Source organism: Leuconostoc falkenbergense, assembly GCF_014634805.1.
Lineage (GTDB): Bacteria > Bacillota > Bacilli > Lactobacillales > Lactobacillaceae > Leuconostoc > Leuconostoc falkenbergense.
In genome coordinates, this window is sequence record NZ_BMBS01000022.1 from 17,516 (window position 1) to 35,068 (window position 17,553).

Consider the following 17,553-nt stretch of genomic DNA (forward strand, 5'->3'; position numbering starts at 1 on the left):
TTTGTAACAATAAAAAATTGGAGGCTATCATGGCTAAATTGACTGTTTCAGATTTGGAACTTTCAGGTAAGAAAGTATTGATGCGCGTTGATTTCAACGTACCTATCAAAGCAGGCGTTATCGGAAACGATAACCGCATTGTGGCAGCATTGCCAACAATCAAGTACGTGTTGGAACACAACGGTCGTGCAATTTTGTTTTCACACTTGGGACGTATTAAGTCTGAAGATGATAAAAAAGAATTGTCATTGGCACCAGTTGCTGCGCGATTGGGTGAATTGTTGGGCAAAGACGTTAAGTTCATACCATTTACACGCGGTGCAGAATTAGAATCAGCAATTAATGCTTTGCAAGATGGCGAAGTTTTGATGGTTGAAAACACACGTTTTGAGGACGTTGTTGACGGCGTTGAAGTCAAAAACGAATCAAAGAACAACCCAGAGTTGGGCAAGTATTGGGCATCATTGGGTGATGATTTGTTCATCAACGACGCCTTTGGAACAGCACATCGTGCCCACGCTTCAAACGTCGGTATCGCCTCAAACGTTTCACAAGCAGCCGCTGGGTTCTTGATGGAAAAGGAAATCAAGTTCTTGGGTGACGCTGTTGCTAACCCAGTTCGTCCATTTGTTGCTATCATTGGTGGTGCAAAAGTTTCTGATAAGATTGAGATTGTGAAGTCACTATTGTCTAAAGCCGACAAGGTTATTGTTGGTGGTGGTATGGCTTACACATTTGATGCTGCTAAGGGTGAAAAGATTGGTAACTCATTATTTGAAGCCGATAAAGTTGAATTGGCTAAGGAATTGATGGCTGAAGCTGGGGACAAGTTGGTTTTGCCAGTTGATTCAATTGCTGCTGACGCATTTTCAAATGATGCCAAGACAGAAGTTGTTGATGCCACAGCTGGTATTCCTGATGGTTACATGGGACTTGATATTGGTCCTAAGTCAGTTAAGCTGTTGCAAGACACTTTGTCAGATGCTAAGACAGTTGTTTGGAACGGCCCAATGGGTGTGTTCGAAATGCCTAACTTCGCCAAGGGTACATTGGCAATTGGTGAAGAATTGGTTAAGGTAACTGAAAATGGTGGTACAACCATTGTTGGTGGTGGTGACTCAACTGCCGCAGTACAACAATTGGGTGTTGCTGACAAATTGACGCATATTTCAACAGGTGGTGGTGCATCACTTGAATACCTCGAAGGTAAAGAATTACCAGGTATTGCTTCAATTTCTGAAAAATAAATTTATCATTTAAGCATGATTAAAGGTACAGCGCTCTTTTATGAGCCTGTGCTTTTTTATTGTCATATTTTTAGTAGTTTCTTTACCATTTATGAAATAGCCTTTTTTCTGTATTATAATGACATTTATATGAGAAATATGTTTTTTTGATTTCTAAATCATGTACAAATATTAGATATGCGTGATATAATATTACCCAGGTTAAAATTACGGTGTGCCAGCCTATGCTTTGCCATATCATGATCTGAAAGATGTGAGTGCCAAGACCATTGACACGTCTAAAAAGGTTACAAAGACGCCTTTGTCATTTGGACCATTTAAAGTATCATCTGTTTCTTCAGACTCAACAGTTAAGTATGTGCGTAACAGTGATTACTGGGGTAAACAAGCTAAGTTGAAGACAATCACTTACTATGTTAACCAAGATCAGTCAAAGCTTGAAAATGACTTATCAAAGCAAAAGTTTGATATTGTGACAACAGCGCCAGCTACATTGTGGAAGAATGGTAACACACCAGTGTTGTCAAAGTATAACAATGCTAAGGGATATGCTGCTACTGGTCAAGCTGATGCAGGGTATTGGGAACTTTACTTTAACTTAGGACACGCAGATTCTAAGGGAACAAGTATTCAAGATCGCTCAACACCATTGCAAGATGCCAATGTTCGTAAGGCAGTTGGGTATGCACAAAACGTCGGTGCGGTTGTTGCTAAGTATGGTAACGGCCTACGTGTGACAACCAACACATTAGTTTCAAAGTCAGAAACTAAGAAGTTGTTCTATGATAAGAATGTCAAGGGCTATCAAGCAAAAGCTAACGGTGACATCAAGAAAGCTGGTAGCTTGTTGGAAAAGGCAGGTTATAAGAAAGATTCTGATGGCTACTACGCTAAAGATGGCAAGCGCCTAACGTTGACTTACTTAGCTCGTTCAGGTCGTTCAACAGCTGAGTCTGAAGCAAAAGCTTACATCGCTGCATGGAAAGCAGCCGGTATTGAAGTTAAGCTTTATCAAGACAAGTTAGTTGATGCAGCTACTTGGCAGTCAATTGTTTTGTCAGCAAAGAACAATGATTGGGATATCACTGATGGTGGTTGGGGTGAAGGTACAGTACCAACATTTGACCAACATTGGAGCAAGAACGCTGCTTATAACTTTGGACATGTCACATCAGCTGCTTTGACTAAGAATTTGACTGACACACAGAATTCAACTTCTGATGCAAGCTTGATTAAGAATATCAAGGCCTTCCAAAAGTTAGTTGTTGATAAAGAAGCTTACACAATTCCTACTTACACTAACATTGATGTACAATTGGTCAATGGTCGTGTTAAGGGATGGACAAATGCGCCTGTCAACGATTTGTACGCTAAATTGAGTGTTACTTCAAACAAATTGACTACTTCTGGTAATCCACGTAAGTAATCACAAATTAAATACGGGTTGGTATCCTCCCATGGCTCACGTTACTTTTCCAGCCCGTAAGCAGTAGTTGAGCCAACCAGTAAAAAACATCACAACATGGATTTTTGACTTCCTAATGTTGTGATGTTTTTTTATGTGACTTTCTAATTGTTTTATAAAAATTTGAACCAAAATTAACATTTTAGCGGTTAATTAGCTTACAATGTATGTGAAAGCGACTCAGACATTTCGAAGAAAAGAAAGTGTGAAAAAATGTACGCAATAGAGATGAAAGATTATGGCGACGTCGACGTTTTTGCAGAGGTAACGGATGCCAAAACACCAGACATTAAGCCCAGTCAAGTACTGGTTAAGCAACATGCAACAGCTATTGATCCCTATGATGTTAAGTTTCGTGCAGGTGTCATGGGAACTAGTGCACCAACACCACTGATTAATGGCTCGTCTGTGGCAGGTGACATTATTGCAGTAGGTAGTGAAGTAAGTGATTTTCATGTTGGTGATCGTGTTGCGGCGTCACCACATCTCAAAAGTTACGCTGAATTTGTGGCTGTAAGTAGCAAGCAATTGGCTAAAATTCCAGATGGTGTGAGTTATGAGACAGCCGCAGCAGTTGCTTTAGGCGGCCAAACTGGGTATCAAATGATGACGACTGATTTTGATGTACGACCTGGTGAGAGCGTATTGATTCACGGTGGTGCTGGTTCAGTTGGTTTTACCGCGATCCAAGTTGCTCAGACAATCGGCGCGGGGAAAATATATACAACGGCCAGCGGCGAATCAGCTGTATTTTTGAAGTCCTTCAATCCGCATTTACATGTTATTGACTATAAGAAAGAAAGTTTGGCAACTGTTATTAAAGATAAAGTAGATGTCGTTCTTGATACCATCGGTGGTAAAACCTTAACTGATTCTTTGAACGTGTTGCAACTCGAAGGTCGACTGGTGTCTATTGTTGATAACAATGATGATCCAAGAGTAACAAACAGTTTCATGAAGTCAAACGGGCAACAATTAGCAGCTTTGTTGCAGATGGTTGCCAGTGGTGATGTGAAAGTCAATATTGCCGAGGTGGCGCCTTTTAATGTGATTAATCTGAAAGAATTCCATAGTCGTCAGCACGTTTTAGGCAAGTTAGTTTTAAAATTCTCGTAATCCAACTTTTATTTTTAGAAACCGTAGAGGCTCTCTATACATTTGTTAGTGAAACACGTCACTTTACAAAAGAATTTTATGTAAATTTTACATAAAAACTATTTACAAATATGAATTTTATGGTTACAATTTACTTGTAAATAAATTCACATATATGAAAGAGGTTAAATATGAAAGCAGCAGTTGTCCGTGAAGTGAATGATGGGTATGTTGATTTAATTGATGATTGGCAACCACGCGCGTTAGGCTTTGGTGATGCTTTGGTTGACGTTGAATATGTCGGTCTTTGTCACACAGATTTGCACTGTGCTAATGGTGATTTTGGTAATCCAAATGAAATTGGTGAACGCAATGGTCAATTCCGTCGTGTTATTGGTCATGAAGGCGTTGGTCGTGTTTCAAAGTTAGGCGAAGGTGCCGGTGATTATCTTAAAATTGGTGATCGCGTATCAATTGCTTGGTTCTATGATGCTTGTGGTGTTTGTGACTACTGTGTTTCAGGTAATGAAACGTTCTGCCGTAAGGTTCGTAACTCAGGTTACACGATTGACGGTGCAATGTCACAACAGGTTGTTGTCAACTCAAAATATGCAGTGAAAGTACCAGAAGGTTTGGATCCAGTTGAAGCAACATCAATCACTTGTGCCGGTGTGACAATGTATAAGTCACTTAAAGTTGGTGAAACAAAGCCAGGTGAATGGGTGTCAGTTCATGGTGCCGGTGGTTTAGGTAACTTGGCTGTGCAATATGCTCATAATGTATTTGGTGCACACGTAGCCGTTATTGATGGTAACGATGACAAGTTGGCTGCTGCTAAGGCTAACGGTGCTGAAGTGTTGGTCAACCGTAAGACCGAAGATGTGGTTGCTAAGGTTAATGAATTAACTGGTGGTGTGCATAACGCACAAGTAACTGCTGTTAATGATGCAGCTTTCTCACAAGCTGTTAATGTTTTGCGCCCAATGGGTAAGTTAGTGGCTGTTGCTTTGCCACAAGGTGATATGGCACTCAATATTGCTAAAACAGTATTAGACGGCATTGAAGTTCGAGGATCACTTGTTGGTACTCGTGCCGATTTGAAAGAAGCCTTCCAATTTGGGGCTGAAGGTAAAGTTAAGCCAATCGTCGAGACAGTTGATTTCAAGGATATGAATGACGTGATTGATGAGATGAAGGCTGGTAACATTACTGGTCGTAAAGTCTTTGACTTCACAGCACTATAATCAAAAAAACGAGATACAGAACTTGTGTCTCGTTTTTTTTTAACTATTGATTTGCCTCAAGTGTGATTAAGTTACCTTCGGAATCATGGATTTTAAAGGCGATTTTATTGCCAAAACGGGGTTCGGGCTTGCCTACAATTGGAATAAAATTATTGCGAAGATGTTGCTTTAATTCATCTTGATGGTCTCTAATCAACATTTCTAATTGATCAGTTGGTTCACCGGCTACAAAAATAATATCATCACCATCAATCATTAAGTGGCGACCACTAGCGTGACCGGATTGTGGTAGGTCGAATACATCACGCCAAAAACGGTAGGCACGGTTAACATCTTGAGCAGGAATTGTTTTAATGTTGAGTTTTCTTGGTTTCATAATACTTATAGTATAGCTGTTTCAGTGGTTTTTTCAACCTTCTCAATGTCATGTTGACGGGTTAAAATGATGTATACAACAGTCATCAATGTCACAATCGCCATTATTACCCACGAGATATTTGGTGAAATTAAATTTGCAATACCGAGGAACAAAAACTGACCGATTGGTGCGCTTGACAAAGCGAATGTATTGAGCAAACCACTGACACTTGCTAGCTGGTTTTGATCAATGCGTTTCATTAAAATGGCACCAAATTTGGGATTGACTTGCGCATTAAAATAAGCAACGACAAAGGAAATAATCATCCATACACTGCCGTTTGGATAAATGATTGGTACGAGCTCTAAGCCTAGTACGCCAGTCATCGCTACGGCTAGTAATTGCTTAGTTGTTAGATGACTCAGAAAAGGCATGGGCAGAAGAGAGCCTAACAACATTCCGGTTGAAAAGATAGCACCAAACATCGCGACGGTAGTGCCAAAACTACCAATGAGCAGGCTTTTTTCGTGTAAAAGCGTGACATTAAATACGCCATTTAGCGAGGTGCCAATAAAATTAACTGCAGTGGCTAACAGCATTAACTGGAAGAATAGCTTGTCTTGATAAACATACGAGAAAGTCGTCTTTAAGTCGTGCCACATGGGTTGCGTTGATTTTGGACGTTGTGTTGTTTCAATATGTGCTTCGGCTTGTTTGAAGTGGCGACGATTGACAGTCATAATGAACCAAGCGACGATGAACATGAACGCATTGATCAAGCTAAAAGCGGCATAATCCTGATGTAGTAATCCCAATAATCCCACACCAGCAAAACCGCCAATTAAACTCACCGTGATACTGACCGCTTGCTCCAATCCCATTGCGTTTTGTAATTGATCATCGCTTAAAATATATCGTGATACGGGGGTCATTAATAGATTGCTGTATGAACCAATGGTATCAGCGAAAAAAATAAGTAGAAATAGCACGATAAAGCTGTCAAACCGACCATGCCAGAAAGTTAGAATAACAGTTACAATTAAGAATATACCGGCTTGCGATAGTCGGGCAAATGACCAAGCGCGCAGATGATTTTTAGTTTTATCTGCCAAATTTCCCATCACAACCGATAATAATGACGGGAAAAACTCAGCGAATGCCACTAATGTTACTGCGAGCGTTTTATTGGGTAGGGTAGCGGCATAAATTAAAAAAACAATGTTGAAAAAACTGCTCCCAATATTATTAAAGAACTGCGCTATAATCATCACGCGAAATGCTTTGTTGACTTTGAAAACCTGCACTAGCAATACTCCTTTTGACTTGAATAAATTAAGTGTACACGGTAAGATAAATTAAAGAACAATAAGAGAATATATTCTACTTTAAATTATCTGTACACAACAGCTAGTAAAATAAGCATAATTGATTTTGTTGTTAATACGGTAAAAGTGACATATATGACAACTTTTAAAAATAAGCAGGTATAAAATGACGAATTATGGCGAAGTTTTTCATGAATTGCGTGTTGGCAAACAGATGACATTGGCAAAAACAGCGGGGGATATTGTATCTGCCTCCTTTTTGGCTCGTTTTGAAAAAGGTGAAACCAACATATCTTTAGAACACTTCACAAGGATATTACAGCGGTTAAATGTGACCCCCTTAGAATTTTTTGCGCTGTCCAACCACTTTTCTGCGCAAGTGTTTGATGATTTATTTACACAAATAACCGAACAGGCAACAATTGATTTAACGCGTAACAGCGCAGTTGTGGGTCAATATGTGTCATTATTAGCTAAGAAATTAACGCATACGACACAGCGATTGCCGGTGTTGTTGGCGCTAGATTTCTTTCAAAAATTACTTGATGTGCAACACTTAGCACAACATGCTAATGCGACAAATGTTTCTCAACGTCTGTTGCAAGGTGGACGCCGAGCAAAAAATTATTTATTGTCAGTTGATACATGGGGGGAATTTGAGATGAAAATATTGAACCGATTTGCCTCAATGATCTGCGCCGCAGAGTTACGACCATTAGTTCAGTTAGCGGTACAAAAAATTGCCATTTATCAGCAGCAAGCTGTGTATGAAGATTATATGTTTCGTTTGTTAAATTCAGTTTTCTTTGCGACTGTGTATACTGATACGCAATTATCAGCTGAAATCCTGACACTTATGTCCAGAGAAATGACAGCTCGAAATAATGCTGATAATCATTTGAAATACAAATTAGCTGAGGCGTTACAAGAGCTTGCTGAAGGTCAAATTACAAAAAGTCGAGCAGATTTTGAACAATTGACAACTGTAAGCCAGCAAATTGGTTTGACATTTGATACGTTCTTTGGCTTTTCAGCACAAGACTGGTTAGCTTTTGAGGAACAAGTGAAGCACGGGCAACAGCATACACGCATTCTGCGTTTTGAATTATGAGGTGAACTATGATTGATTATGGCGCGACATTTAAACGCTTGCGAGAAGATAAGGGCTTGAAAATTGTTGACCTCGAGCAACCCAACATTTCACGATCATTGATTGGTAAGTTTGAAAGAGGGCAAACACGTATATCGGCTGATCGTCTAGACAAATTATTATCCGACATGGGCGTCAGCCATGATGAATTCTTATTTCTTGGTGGTGATCGTAGTGATAATTATATCTATATGAAGCTACATGAAATGGGTGTGCAAACTGGTGAGCCAAAAGAAATGCAACAACTTGAGGCGATGATTACACGATCAACTAATGATTTAAAACATGGTCGTGGCGGCATTGGGGCTCGTTTTATGCGTGAATTTGGTATCATGCTGAAGTATGGCATAGACAAAGAAACGGATAAGCAGTTTTATGATCGTGTTGAAGTAAAAAAACATGTCAAACCAGCTGTTGATTTTCTCAAGCAAGCTGAAACTTGGGGGCGAATTGAACTAGATATTTTTACTTTATTTTATCCGGGGATGTCACCAACAGACTTGTTGGCACTGGGGCGTTTAGCCATTAAACGGGCACATTTTTATTCACAATTGCGAACAGAACAGATGCGGCTAGTTAACATTATTGACGTTGTTTTCACTGGCTTGATTTACACAGATATTGAGGGCGCTGCTGAAATGTTAGCTTTAGAAGAATCAGTATTAAAGAGTATGGACGAATTCATGACGAATTTAACCACGCAACGGTTAAGGCTTGTGTATAGCAAAGGCATATTGCAAATGCTTCAGGGGGATGTTGAAGGTGGCTACACACAAGCAACGTCTGTTGTCCCAGCATACGAAATTGCTGGCATGAATCAGACGGCAAAGTTCGTTCAAGAGGCAGCAAAATTAACGCGCAAGGAAATATTGGCCGGTAATCCTGACAATATACCACACACATACTCAATGTTGATTTAAAATGTGATAAACTTATAGTTATGGCATTATTAGAAGTAAACGGCCTAACCATGGCCTACGCAGAAAAAACTTTATATGAAGACGCAGAGTTTGAGCTTCAAAGTGGCGAACACATGGGAATTGTTGGACAAAATGGTGCCGGCAAATCAACACTCATTAAAATTGTCACTGGGCAAGAACTCCCATTATCAGGCAAAATTGATTGGCAAAAAGGCTTGAAAATCGGTTATTTGGACCAGTATGCAGAAATTCCAGAGGGTATGACGCTGGTCGATTTTTTGCATACCGCTTATCAAGACCTATATGACAAACAAGATCGTATCACGGCACTTTACAATGAGTATGCCGAAACGTTGTCTGATAAATTGCTCGAACGCGCTGGTCGTATGCAAGAAGAACTTGATGCGGCAGGCTTTTATGATGTCGACACGCAAATTGAGCGTGTGATTTCTGGTTTGGGATTAGAGGCTATTGGACGTGAGCGCGAGTTGGAAGCTATGTCTGGTGGACAGCGCGCCAAGGTCATTTTGGCCAAGCTCTTGTTGGAAAATGATGACGTGATTATTTTGGATGAGCCAACCAACTATTTGGATGTGGCACACATTGAATGGCTGGAAGACTTTTTGCAAACCTTCGAAGGTTCAGCAATGATTATTTCCCATGACTTTGATTTCTTAGACAAAGTCACTAACGCAATCATTGATGTTTCATTTGGTAAAATCACTAAATTCCGTGGGTCATTTAAAAAGGCTATGCGCCAAAAAGACGAACGCGCCGAACAACAGTTGCGTCAGTACGAAAAGCAACAAACAGAAATTGAAAAAGCACAAAAATTCATTGCCAAAAATAAGGCACGTGCTTCAACTTCTAAGCAAGCAAAGTCTCGTGAAAAAATGTTGGCGCGCATGGACCGCGTTGATCCACCTTCTGAAACATTGCAAGCTAAATTTAATTTTCCCTATGTTAATTCACAATCATCTAATGCGTTGACCGTTAGTGATTTATCTGTTGGTTATGTGACGCCAGTGCTGGAGCCAGTGACTTTTTCAATCACCACTGGGCAAAAAGTTGTCTTTAAAGGTTTTAACGGTGCTGGTAAATCAACTTTGATTAAATCAATTTTGGGTGTCATACCGGCATTAGCTGGTCAATCTGAATTTTCCCCATCAGCCGTTGTTAACTATTTTGACCAAGATTTGGCTTGGGATAATGATAGCAAGACACCGTTGCAAGAAATGCAAGATCGTTTTCCAACATTGGAACCAAAAGCCTTGCGTACGCGTTTAGCTGCAGCAGGCATCAATGCTGAAAATGCCCAAAAACCACTGCAACAACTTTCAGGTGGTGAACAAACCAAAGTTAAGTTGGCAATCATGGAAATGAAGCCAAGTAATTTCTTGATTTTAGATGAGCCAACAAACCATTTGGATGAAGGAACCAAGAATGCTTTGCGCGCGGCAATTGACAAGTTTCAAGGGAATGTCATTATTGTGTCGCACGAGACCAGCTTTACACAAGGACTTGGGGACAAGGAATTGAACGTTGCGGCATTAAGTTATAAAAAGGAATCAGATTAATGAATTTACTCACTCAAACAGGTATGCATGACGATATTACTGTGATTGATGTGGTTGATTCAACAATGACAATAGGTCGTGATATGCTCAAACAGGGCGTGTCACGACCTTTTGGCATTGTGAGCAATCAACAGCGCGCTGGTTATGGTAAAAAGGGACGCTTTTTCTTTTCACCGCGAGGCGCAGGCGTTTATCAAACTTATGTTTTTGATGTTGTGGGCGAATTTGACGCCGGTCTGTTAACAACAGGAGTGGCGGTTTCTGTGGCAGAAGTTCTTTTTGAAATGACTGGGGTTCAAGTGTCATTGAAGTGGGTCAATGATTTTTACCTGCATGATCGTAAAATGGGTGGTGTCTTAGTTGAAGGCATTTTAAATTCGGGTAAAATAACACAGGTGATTATTGGTATTGGCTTAAATATTTTACCGACCGCAGTGCCATCTGATTTGGAAGATATTGTAACAACACTCGGTGTGGACGTGGATCGCAATGCGTTAGTGACCACTATTTTTGAAAGAATTGTTCAAAATATATCTGGCTATCAAGCAGGTCAACATCTTGATTATTACCGTCAGCATTCATATTTAAAGGATAAGATGGTCACTTTGCTGACAAATAACCATGAAATTTCTGGGCAAGTTCTTGACATTGGTACACGGGGTGAATTATTATTGAAACATGATGAAAACTTAAAACCATTCATCAGTGGTGATGTAACCAAGGTGTTCATTAAGGGGAAGAAATGAAAAATAATACACAACGAATTGCGATTACAGCGGTTTTGACCGCACTTTTACTGATTATTGGACCACTAGCAATTAATGTTGGACCAGTACCAATGACACTACAAACTTTAATTGTTGCACTAGTAGCTTCAGTAGCGTCAACGCGGGTTAGTTTAACAGCAATTGGACTTTATATTGTACTTGGCGCACTTGGTTTGCCGGTCTTTGCAGGATATTCTAGTGGCTTTGCCGTCCTGATTGGACCAACTGCCGGCTATTTGTGGTCATTCTTGCTTTATGCACCAATCATTGGGTTGACAATTAAGCATACCTCAAACATTTTGGCATTGATTGTTGCCAACGTTGTAGCAGTGGTCGTTAATTTGGCGATTGGTACAATTTGGTTGTCTATCAGTACGCACATGAGTGCAACAGCAGCAATTGCGGCTGGTGTGACACCGTTCGTATTGTCAGGTTTGATCAAAATAATTGTCGTGGTATTAGCCACAGTGTTGATCCGTCAGGCTACTCAAAAGATGCGTTTGACGGTATAAGTGTTAACAGGTATTGCTATCATCGGTAAATTCTGGTATAGTATTATCTGTTATGGAGAAGTACTCAAGCGGCTGAAGAGGCGCCCTTGCTAAGGGTGTAGACGTGTTAAAGCGTGCGAGGGTTCGAATCCCTTCTTCTCCACTTAGCATTTCATGGCGTTGCATAAGGTTTCAAAAACCTTGATGTAGCGCCTTTTCTTATGAAAAACGTTGCACTGTATTTCATAGCATTTCACACAAAATGGTACTTTTTATGGTACTTTTTCAAACTAAGCAAGTAAGCAGTGTAACGGCATTTAAGCCGTTTTTTATTTGTTAAAATGGTACTTTTTTAGCGCATGATTTAAAATGTGGTACATAGTACATAAATATACAATCAAAAATGTATATATACAGTATAATATTCATAGAATACTAAGCGACAGTGGGGCTATGGGTATGACAAAAAATAAAAATGAGGTGCAATCGTGGCAGATAGAACAGATAAGATGTTAAGAGATTATTTTTCAGGTAGATTGAAACTAATGGCAGAGGTTGAGCCACGATACAAGCAAGACATTGCAGACATTACATTTTGTTTGTCAGTCATCAAGCCAGAACATAGCGCAGTCATCAAAAGATATTATAGTGATAAATTTATAACGTGGGAAGAGGTTGTGAGTGAAGCAGGTAAAAGTCACTCAAGTTTACGGACATGGCGCAATGATTTTAAAACGTTATTGAATGTGATGACACAACACGGGGATGAGTTTATTAAGTTGAGACATGAAGCATTACAAGTGTAGTGCTTTTTTGTTTACAATAAAAAACACCCCCGCCCCTTGTTACTAGATTGTAGAGCGCACACATACCGTCATCTTGTATCACACGCCAATTTTCAAAAGTTTTTTTCTGGTGTTTTTTGGGAGTTGATGTACTGGTATATTAGGATTCTTTGTTTAGAAAAGTACCCCCTAAACCCACCCTATTTTTGAGTTAAAAACCCTTTAATGTTGCTCGATTAACCTTGTCAAGCCCCCGATAGCTATCACAGAGAGTTATAGCGAATGTTTGTTATCGTTTGAAACGATAGCGAGAAAGTCCGAGGTCATTTAAAACGACCACGAGATGAGTTCGTTATAAATTTGATTGATAACGGATACAATCTCATCCCCGTATCAGTGATTAAGATAGAGCTTGTGTATTTGTCTCAAAACTCACTAGATAGCGTGTAAATTTGCGTTTGATATATTGATGAGTGTATTTATACAAAGACAGACATTAAACGCTTAAAACGGCTGTCACAGCGTTAAAATAAGCACAATAAAACCACGACCTATGTTAAATATAGAACGTGGTTTTTTATTATATGTGGGGATGAATTGACAATATTCAATGTTACAAACATGCAAGCAAAAGGCAAGCGTATAAAGTTACAAAAATGTTAGCAAATGTCAGCATGCAAGGTTACAAAAATACTAGCATTTACTAGCATGAAAATACCAACAAATACCTACATTCATAATCGTTTAACCATTGCTATAAATGGCTATATAAGGCGCTATTAAAAGGTTACAAGGTCACAAAAAGGTCACATTTAGCGTTGCAACCTTTTGCGTACTTTATGCAACCTTTTTCAACGAGCGGAGAATTACTACAAAATACTACAAAACACCAGACAAACATTAAACGCTTAAAACAGCTCTCACGGTTTAATAAAATACATAACAAAAGGCACGGACTAGATAATATAAGTTCGTGCCTTTTTAATTTGAAAGTGGTTAGCGACATATTCAGCCTGCTTTTCAGCCAACAGTGTTTTCATAGAGTGGCGTTTGTCATCCCCGAACACATCAAAGTCAGCGTGTGCGCTTTCGTGTACGATAGTGTGTAGTTGTTGCCACTCGGGTTGTAACGTGTTTATAAATATCTTAGTGTCATTGCTATCTTTCACAACCTCACCAAAATACTTATTATGTTCTACCTCAATACCAAAGAATTTGTATTCAGGGAAACAGTCAATATATAACTCAATATTTGTCATACATGTGTCGCCCCGCAATCACAAACGACGTTTTGATAGTTTAGCAATCTCAACAAGTTTTTTAATTTGTTCTATCTCTTCGGGTGTAGCGCTAGGGTCAATGAAATAGGCGACTTGTTTTTGTCCCTCGGTTAGTGGTGGCTCATCCCCGTTATCATCCACAGCAGGCGTTTTAAGCGGGCTATCTGTCTTGCCTTGTAAATACTCTACGGTGGTATTTAAGGCGTCAGCAATCAGTGAGAGCATGGCATAAGAGGGGTTATTACGGTCAGTCTCGTAGTTAGCAATCGCCATACGAGAGGCATTAATTTTTTTAGCAAGTTCACTTTGAGTGAGCTTTTTTTGTTTGCGTAATTCTTTTATACGGTTAGCAGTGATAGACATAGTAGATACCTTTAAGAAATTATTAAGAGCTTAGTAAAAAATAAAACTAAGTTAAGAAATTATAAACTGTATTGTTTAGTAACTAATCATTGGTTATAGTTTATTTATTGTATGTTTATTAAATAAACAAATACTTTGTAACTGATTAGTATATACACATATCATACCAGACAATACAGGTCAATTAAAGGTAAATAAGGACAAATAAGTGCAAGAGTGAACCACTATAAAAGCAACGAGATAGGAGACATTGTCATGACAGTATCAAACGCATTATTTAACGAAGCACAGGTAATCAAGGACACTAACAGCGCTTTGGAAGATATCCAAGAAACCTTAGCTCTCTCATTGGTTGATAGTTTGAAAGCAGGCGACCACATCACAACACCAACAGTCATTAACATGTTGAAAGATTTGGAAGATATGCAACTCAAATATTACGACCGTTTGGAAGATAACGAGAACACGCAAGGGGCATTAGAGAACCAAGAACAATCAGGGGATGAGGAAACAGCAGAATGAAAATACCACGGTCAGAACAAGAAACAATCGTGATTTATGACGTTGAAGTTGGTAAGTGGCACATTGATACCACCTACCCACCACACATCAGAAAATACACGCCTGCTATGGGAGAAATTGAGGAAAAAACGCAAGATAGATTAGCTGGTTTGATAAGTGATGAATTTAGTGGGTCATTCATGACACGAAAGCGCAAAACACTCACGGATGAGCAACGCCAACAGGTAAGAGAGCAACTAACAAAGGGGCAAGAACAATGAGTATCACAATTTGGTTAGGTCAAGTAATTACGCTCATTGTATTAGTGGGTGGCGCTTTTGTCACTGGTGTGGTGGTAGGCGACAGTCACAATGGAGGACGCAAGGAATGAACAATTTGTATGTGAAAACACTAGAACGCATGTACAAACCATTGATTGACATTGCAAATAGTGACAGGTTAGCCAATAACGAACAGGCGCAATTTGAAATTATGCAAGCCTACGAGTTGTTAGATAAGGCGACCACACGATTGATTATTAGGGGATGAAATGGCAGTAAGTAATGACGAGTTGATGGAAGAATTAGCAGAGATGAACTTTCAAATGTTGCAAGGTATAGGAGATGTGAAAGATACATTAGACCAACAGCACCATGTTTGGAAACGAGCCGAGAATGTTGCCAAGCATTTTGATGTCAGTTTAGGCACAGTCAAGAGCTGGAAAAAGCGTGGACTGATAACAGGTTATAAACATGACAAGATAGTCATTTATGACGTGTTAGTGATTGAACGTGATTTGTTTCAAGTAGAAAACTAGAAAGGAATGCAGAGCATGAAAAAGGGCATAAAAAAAGCTATCACATCCCCCGACAAGGAAACAGTGATAACCGACCACAAACGCCCTAAACATGGCTTTTGCTATACACATTTTAACATGGAATCAGGAAAAATACTTACAGTTTGGAATTTAGATTTACAAACATTAACAGCAAAAGCACGAAATGTGCAGGCATTCGCACACACTTTAAACACAGCAATTAAAAGTGAACAACTAGATACAGAATATATCACAGATGTAGTTAACATTATGGCAGGGTTTGCGATTGATATTGTCAACGAGGTTGAAAAAATTGAGGTGGAGCAATGAAAGATGTGACACAGTTATCAGACATTGAACGTCAATTTCTAAGTGCTTTACCAGACGGCAGGGACAACGCAGTCACGCTGTTAAAGCTATCTAGGGCATTGAACATTAACAAGCACAAAGTAAGTGAAATTGTGGCGAGGTTGCGAAATGCAGGCTATTTAGTTGGTAGCAGTAAGAGCCGACCTAATGGGGTGTATTTCATCATCACAGCGCAAGAGTTTTGGGAGACGGTCAACACAATCAATAAAAGCATTCAAAGCCAACAAGTCACATTAGACGCATTGATGAACCATGAGGAACGATTTACGAGGTAATAAACATGACAACTAGCAATATGCACGGCTTTTATACCAACGTTGTGGACGCAATCGAACCACGGCAATATCCAGCAACAAACTATCTTAAAAACCAACTCATCTTTTTGAAACGGTTAAGCAATGAGTTGGATAGCGAAACCAAAGCAGGCGCAATGGTAGACATGCAAATACCTAACCTTGAAATGGCAATCGAGGAGTTAAGTGTATGACACAATCACAACGAGTAGCGGTTAATCACGCTTTAGAAAGTGTGATGAGTGCTAAGAGCCTTGTAGACCTAGCGAGATACCAGAAAGAGCCACAGAAACTCATTAGCATGTTGCTTAGAGTTGGGACTAACCTTGATGAGATTGAGACACGGTTGCAGACACTCAAAGGCAGGGTGTGAACATGGATAAATACCAATATATACGACAATATCAACAAGCAGGTGCTTATGTATTTATGGCGTTACCTAATCAAAAGTACAATGCGGTTGAGGGTGGGTTTAATAATAGCTTTTCTAACGGGGATGAATTAAGGCAGTGGATAAACCAATATCCAGCTTATCGTTTTGGAAACGTTGGGATAGACCTATCAAAGAGCAATTTAGTTGTCGTTGATATTGATAAGCATGAGCAGAATGGCATGGCTAGTATCTTATCGTGGTTTAAAACACATCATATTGCACCTGATACATTGCAAGATACGTACATTGAACAAACACCCACAGGCGGACTACATGCTTTCTATCTCATCCCCAGCGGACAAGATAAACCAAAACACATTATAAACGCTATTAAGGGTGTAGACGTTTTGAGCAATACAGCAGTGATGACAGCACCATCCACAATGACAGGCGGGCAATATCGACAAATTACACCTTTTGACAAAATTAAGCCCGTACCAACGTGGGTATATGACTTAGCAAATGGTTTGGGTACTGATAGACCTAGTCATACTTACAAGGCAAAATATAGCCTTGCAGACAGGTGGAAAATGACAATTAATGGCTTTGTGACAGGCGAACGAAATAATCAAGCTATGAGTTTAGCAGGTTATCTGTTTGCCGTTGATGTTACACCACAAGATATTTATGACATTATGCAGACGGTCAATGAACGAAGTGCCGAACCATTACCAGACCATGAACTAAATACCGTATATATGAGTGCCAGCAGACGTGAGGAGAAAAAACGAGCAAGGATGAATGACTATGGCAGAGATTGACACAACAGCATTACCAACAAGGCAAACAACCCCAGAATGGTTAAATACCGATGATAACGGGGATGTGAAAGGCATTGACACTTTGAAATTGAGTGAAGCAATCATCAAAGACAGCCCCGTCATTGGTGTACCTTTCAATGGGAGCATTAGATACTACAAATACAATGGCATATCATGGGAAAACATAACCGAGAAATCAGCAAGGGCTTATATTGAACGTGAAGCATTGGAAAAATTGAAACGATACCATGCTTACAATGTGAAGCGCATGCAAGACGTGAGCAAGACAACACTTATTCAAACGATTAGTGA

At 39.6% G+C, this 17,553-nt stretch carries 23 protein-coding genes, 1 tRNA gene and 1 pseudogene; 21 read left to right on the forward strand and 4 right to left on the reverse strand.

Translation table 11 applies throughout. The features are described 5' to 3' along the window. Positions 1-29: 29 nt before the first annotated feature. The 4 genes from IEU71_RS05855 (at position 30) to adhP (ending at position 5,051) form a co-directional block, all read left to right on the forward strand. Positions 30-1,247: a phosphoglycerate kinase gene (locus tag IEU71_RS05855; RefSeq protein ID WP_004911630.1), complete on the forward strand. Its 1,218-nt coding sequence runs from the start codon at positions 30-32 to the stop codon at positions 1,245-1,247. 214 nt (positions 1,248-1,461) lie between these two features. Next, positions 1,462-2,673: an ABC transporter substrate-binding protein gene (locus tag IEU71_RS05860; RefSeq protein ID WP_004911631.1), complete on the forward strand. Its 1,212-nt coding sequence runs from the start codon at positions 1,462-1,464 to the stop codon at positions 2,671-2,673. A gap of 252 nt (positions 2,674-2,925) precedes the next feature. Continuing rightward, on the forward strand, positions 2,926-3,828 hold the full coding sequence (locus IEU71_RS05865; protein ID WP_004911632.1) for an NADP-dependent oxidoreductase: 903 nt from the start codon (positions 2,926-2,928) through the stop codon (positions 3,826-3,828). Positions 3,829-3,998: 170 nt separating this feature from the next. Further along, positions 3,999-5,051 (forward strand): alcohol dehydrogenase AdhP, encoded by a 1,053-nt coding sequence (gene adhP, locus IEU71_RS05870; RefSeq protein ID WP_004911634.1) that lies wholly within the window; start codon positions 3,999-4,001, stop codon positions 5,049-5,051. Between the two features lie 43 nt (positions 5,052-5,094). Here adhP and IEU71_RS05875 read toward each other — a convergent pair whose 3' ends face one another. Both IEU71_RS05875 and IEU71_RS05880 read right to left on the reverse strand, forming a co-directional pair. Beyond that, the gene (locus IEU71_RS05875; RefSeq protein WP_004911636.1) at positions 5,095-5,427 is read right to left on the reverse strand and encodes a VOC family protein; all 333 of its coding nucleotides are present in this window, start codon (positions 5,425-5,427) and stop codon (positions 5,095-5,097) included. Positions 5,428-5,432: 5 nt separating this feature from the next. Beyond that, positions 5,433-6,713, reverse strand: a complete 1,281-nt coding sequence (locus IEU71_RS05880; RefSeq protein ID WP_004911639.1) for an MFS transporter — start codon at positions 6,711-6,713, stop codon at positions 5,433-5,435. A 187-nt stretch (positions 6,714-6,900) separates the two neighbouring features. Between IEU71_RS05880 and IEU71_RS05885 the strand changes: the two genes are divergently transcribed. From IEU71_RS05885 to IEU71_RS05915, 7 genes are all read left to right on the forward strand, one after another. Then, complete coding sequence (locus tag IEU71_RS05885) at positions 6,901-7,845, forward strand: helix-turn-helix domain-containing protein (protein WP_004911642.1); 945 nt, start codon at positions 6,901-6,903, stop codon at positions 7,843-7,845. Between the two features lie 8 nt (positions 7,846-7,853). Then, entirely contained in the window at positions 7,854-8,804 is a 951-nt protein-coding gene (locus IEU71_RS05890) for an Rgg/GadR/MutR family transcriptional regulator (protein WP_004911645.1), read from the forward strand. A gap of 20 nt (positions 8,805-8,824) precedes the next feature. Continuing rightward, positions 8,825-10,381: an ABC-F family ATP-binding cassette domain-containing protein gene (locus IEU71_RS05895; RefSeq protein ID WP_004911649.1), complete on the forward strand. Its 1,557-nt coding sequence runs from the start codon at positions 8,825-8,827 to the stop codon at positions 10,379-10,381. Next, complete coding sequence (locus IEU71_RS05900; protein WP_004911652.1) at positions 10,381-11,127, forward strand: biotin--[acetyl-CoA-carboxylase] ligase; 747 nt, start codon at positions 10,381-10,383, stop codon at positions 11,125-11,127. Before IEU71_RS05895 ends, IEU71_RS05900 begins: the two co-directional genes overlap by 1 nt. Then, positions 11,124-11,660, forward strand: a complete 537-nt coding sequence (locus IEU71_RS05905; protein ID WP_004911655.1) for a biotin transporter BioY — start codon at positions 11,124-11,126, stop codon at positions 11,658-11,660. The genes IEU71_RS05900 and IEU71_RS05905 overlap by 4 nt, the downstream gene beginning before the upstream one ends. Positions 11,661-11,714: 54 nt before the next feature. Then, a tRNA-Ser gene (locus IEU71_RS05910) sits at positions 11,715-11,802 on the forward strand. 325 nt (positions 11,803-12,127) lie between these two features. Next, complete coding sequence (locus IEU71_RS05915; protein WP_021210589.1) at positions 12,128-12,445, forward strand: hypothetical protein; 318 nt, start codon at positions 12,128-12,130, stop codon at positions 12,443-12,445. 935 nt (positions 12,446-13,380) lie between these two features. On the opposite strand, the gene IEU71_RS05920 is transcribed toward IEU71_RS05915, so the two are convergent. Together IEU71_RS05920 and IEU71_RS05925 are read right to left on the reverse strand one after the other, a co-directional pair. After that, a complete protein-coding gene (locus IEU71_RS05920; RefSeq protein WP_004911660.1) occupies positions 13,381-13,683 on the reverse strand; it encodes a M78 family metallopeptidase domain-containing protein in 303 nt (100 codons plus the stop codon). A gap of 18 nt (positions 13,684-13,701) precedes the next feature. Beyond that, positions 13,702-14,067, reverse strand: coding sequence for a helix-turn-helix domain-containing protein (locus IEU71_RS05925; protein ID WP_004911662.1), 366 nt, complete (start codon positions 14,065-14,067; stop codon positions 13,702-13,704). Positions 14,068-14,322: 255 nt separating this feature from the next. On the opposite strand from IEU71_RS05925, the gene IEU71_RS05930 reads away from it, so the two are divergent. From IEU71_RS05930 to IEU71_RS05975, 10 genes and pseudogenes are all read left to right on the forward strand, one after another. Further along, the gene (locus tag IEU71_RS05930; RefSeq protein ID WP_004911665.1) at positions 14,323-14,589 is read left to right on the forward strand and encodes a hypothetical protein; all 267 of its coding nucleotides are present in this window, start codon (positions 14,323-14,325) and stop codon (positions 14,587-14,589) included. Then, entirely contained in the window at positions 14,586-14,849 is a 264-nt protein-coding gene (locus IEU71_RS05935; RefSeq protein ID WP_004911667.1) for a hypothetical protein, read from the forward strand. The genes IEU71_RS05930 and IEU71_RS05935 overlap by 4 nt, the downstream gene beginning before the upstream one ends. Before the next feature lie 106 nt (positions 14,850-14,955). Then, positions 14,956-15,117: a hypothetical protein gene (locus tag IEU71_RS05940; protein WP_004911673.1), complete on the forward strand. Its 162-nt coding sequence runs from the start codon at positions 14,956-14,958 to the stop codon at positions 15,115-15,117. Position 15,118: 1 nt separating this feature from the next. Beyond that, complete coding sequence (locus IEU71_RS05945; RefSeq protein WP_004911676.1) at positions 15,119-15,385, forward strand: hypothetical protein; 267 nt, start codon at positions 15,119-15,121, stop codon at positions 15,383-15,385. Positions 15,386-15,400: 15 nt separating this feature from the next. Beyond that, positions 15,401-15,715, forward strand: a complete 315-nt coding sequence (locus tag IEU71_RS05950; RefSeq protein ID WP_036066567.1) for a hypothetical protein — start codon at positions 15,401-15,403, stop codon at positions 15,713-15,715. Continuing rightward, positions 15,712-16,029, forward strand: a complete 318-nt coding sequence (locus IEU71_RS05955; protein WP_004911681.1) for a winged helix DNA-binding protein — start codon at positions 15,712-15,714, stop codon at positions 16,027-16,029. The genes IEU71_RS05950 and IEU71_RS05955 overlap by 4 nt, the downstream gene beginning before the upstream one ends. Positions 16,030-16,034: 5 nt before the next feature. Then, the gene (locus IEU71_RS05960) at positions 16,035-16,241 is read left to right on the forward strand and encodes a hypothetical protein (protein ID WP_004911684.1); all 207 of its coding nucleotides are present in this window, start codon (positions 16,035-16,037) and stop codon (positions 16,239-16,241) included. After that, positions 16,238-16,420: a hypothetical protein gene (locus IEU71_RS05965; protein ID WP_010005233.1), complete on the forward strand. Its 183-nt coding sequence runs from the start codon at positions 16,238-16,240 to the stop codon at positions 16,418-16,420. Before IEU71_RS05960 ends, IEU71_RS05965 begins: the two co-directional genes overlap by 4 nt. Before the next feature lie 2 nt (positions 16,421-16,422). Further along, positions 16,423-17,241, forward strand: a complete 819-nt coding sequence (locus IEU71_RS05970) for a bifunctional DNA primase/polymerase (protein WP_188349633.1) — start codon at positions 16,423-16,425, stop codon at positions 17,239-17,241. After that, positions 17,228-17,553: pseudogene (locus IEU71_RS05975) on the forward strand (hypothetical protein); the annotation flags it as partial. The gene IEU71_RS05970 and the pseudogene IEU71_RS05975, both read left to right, overlap by 14 nt.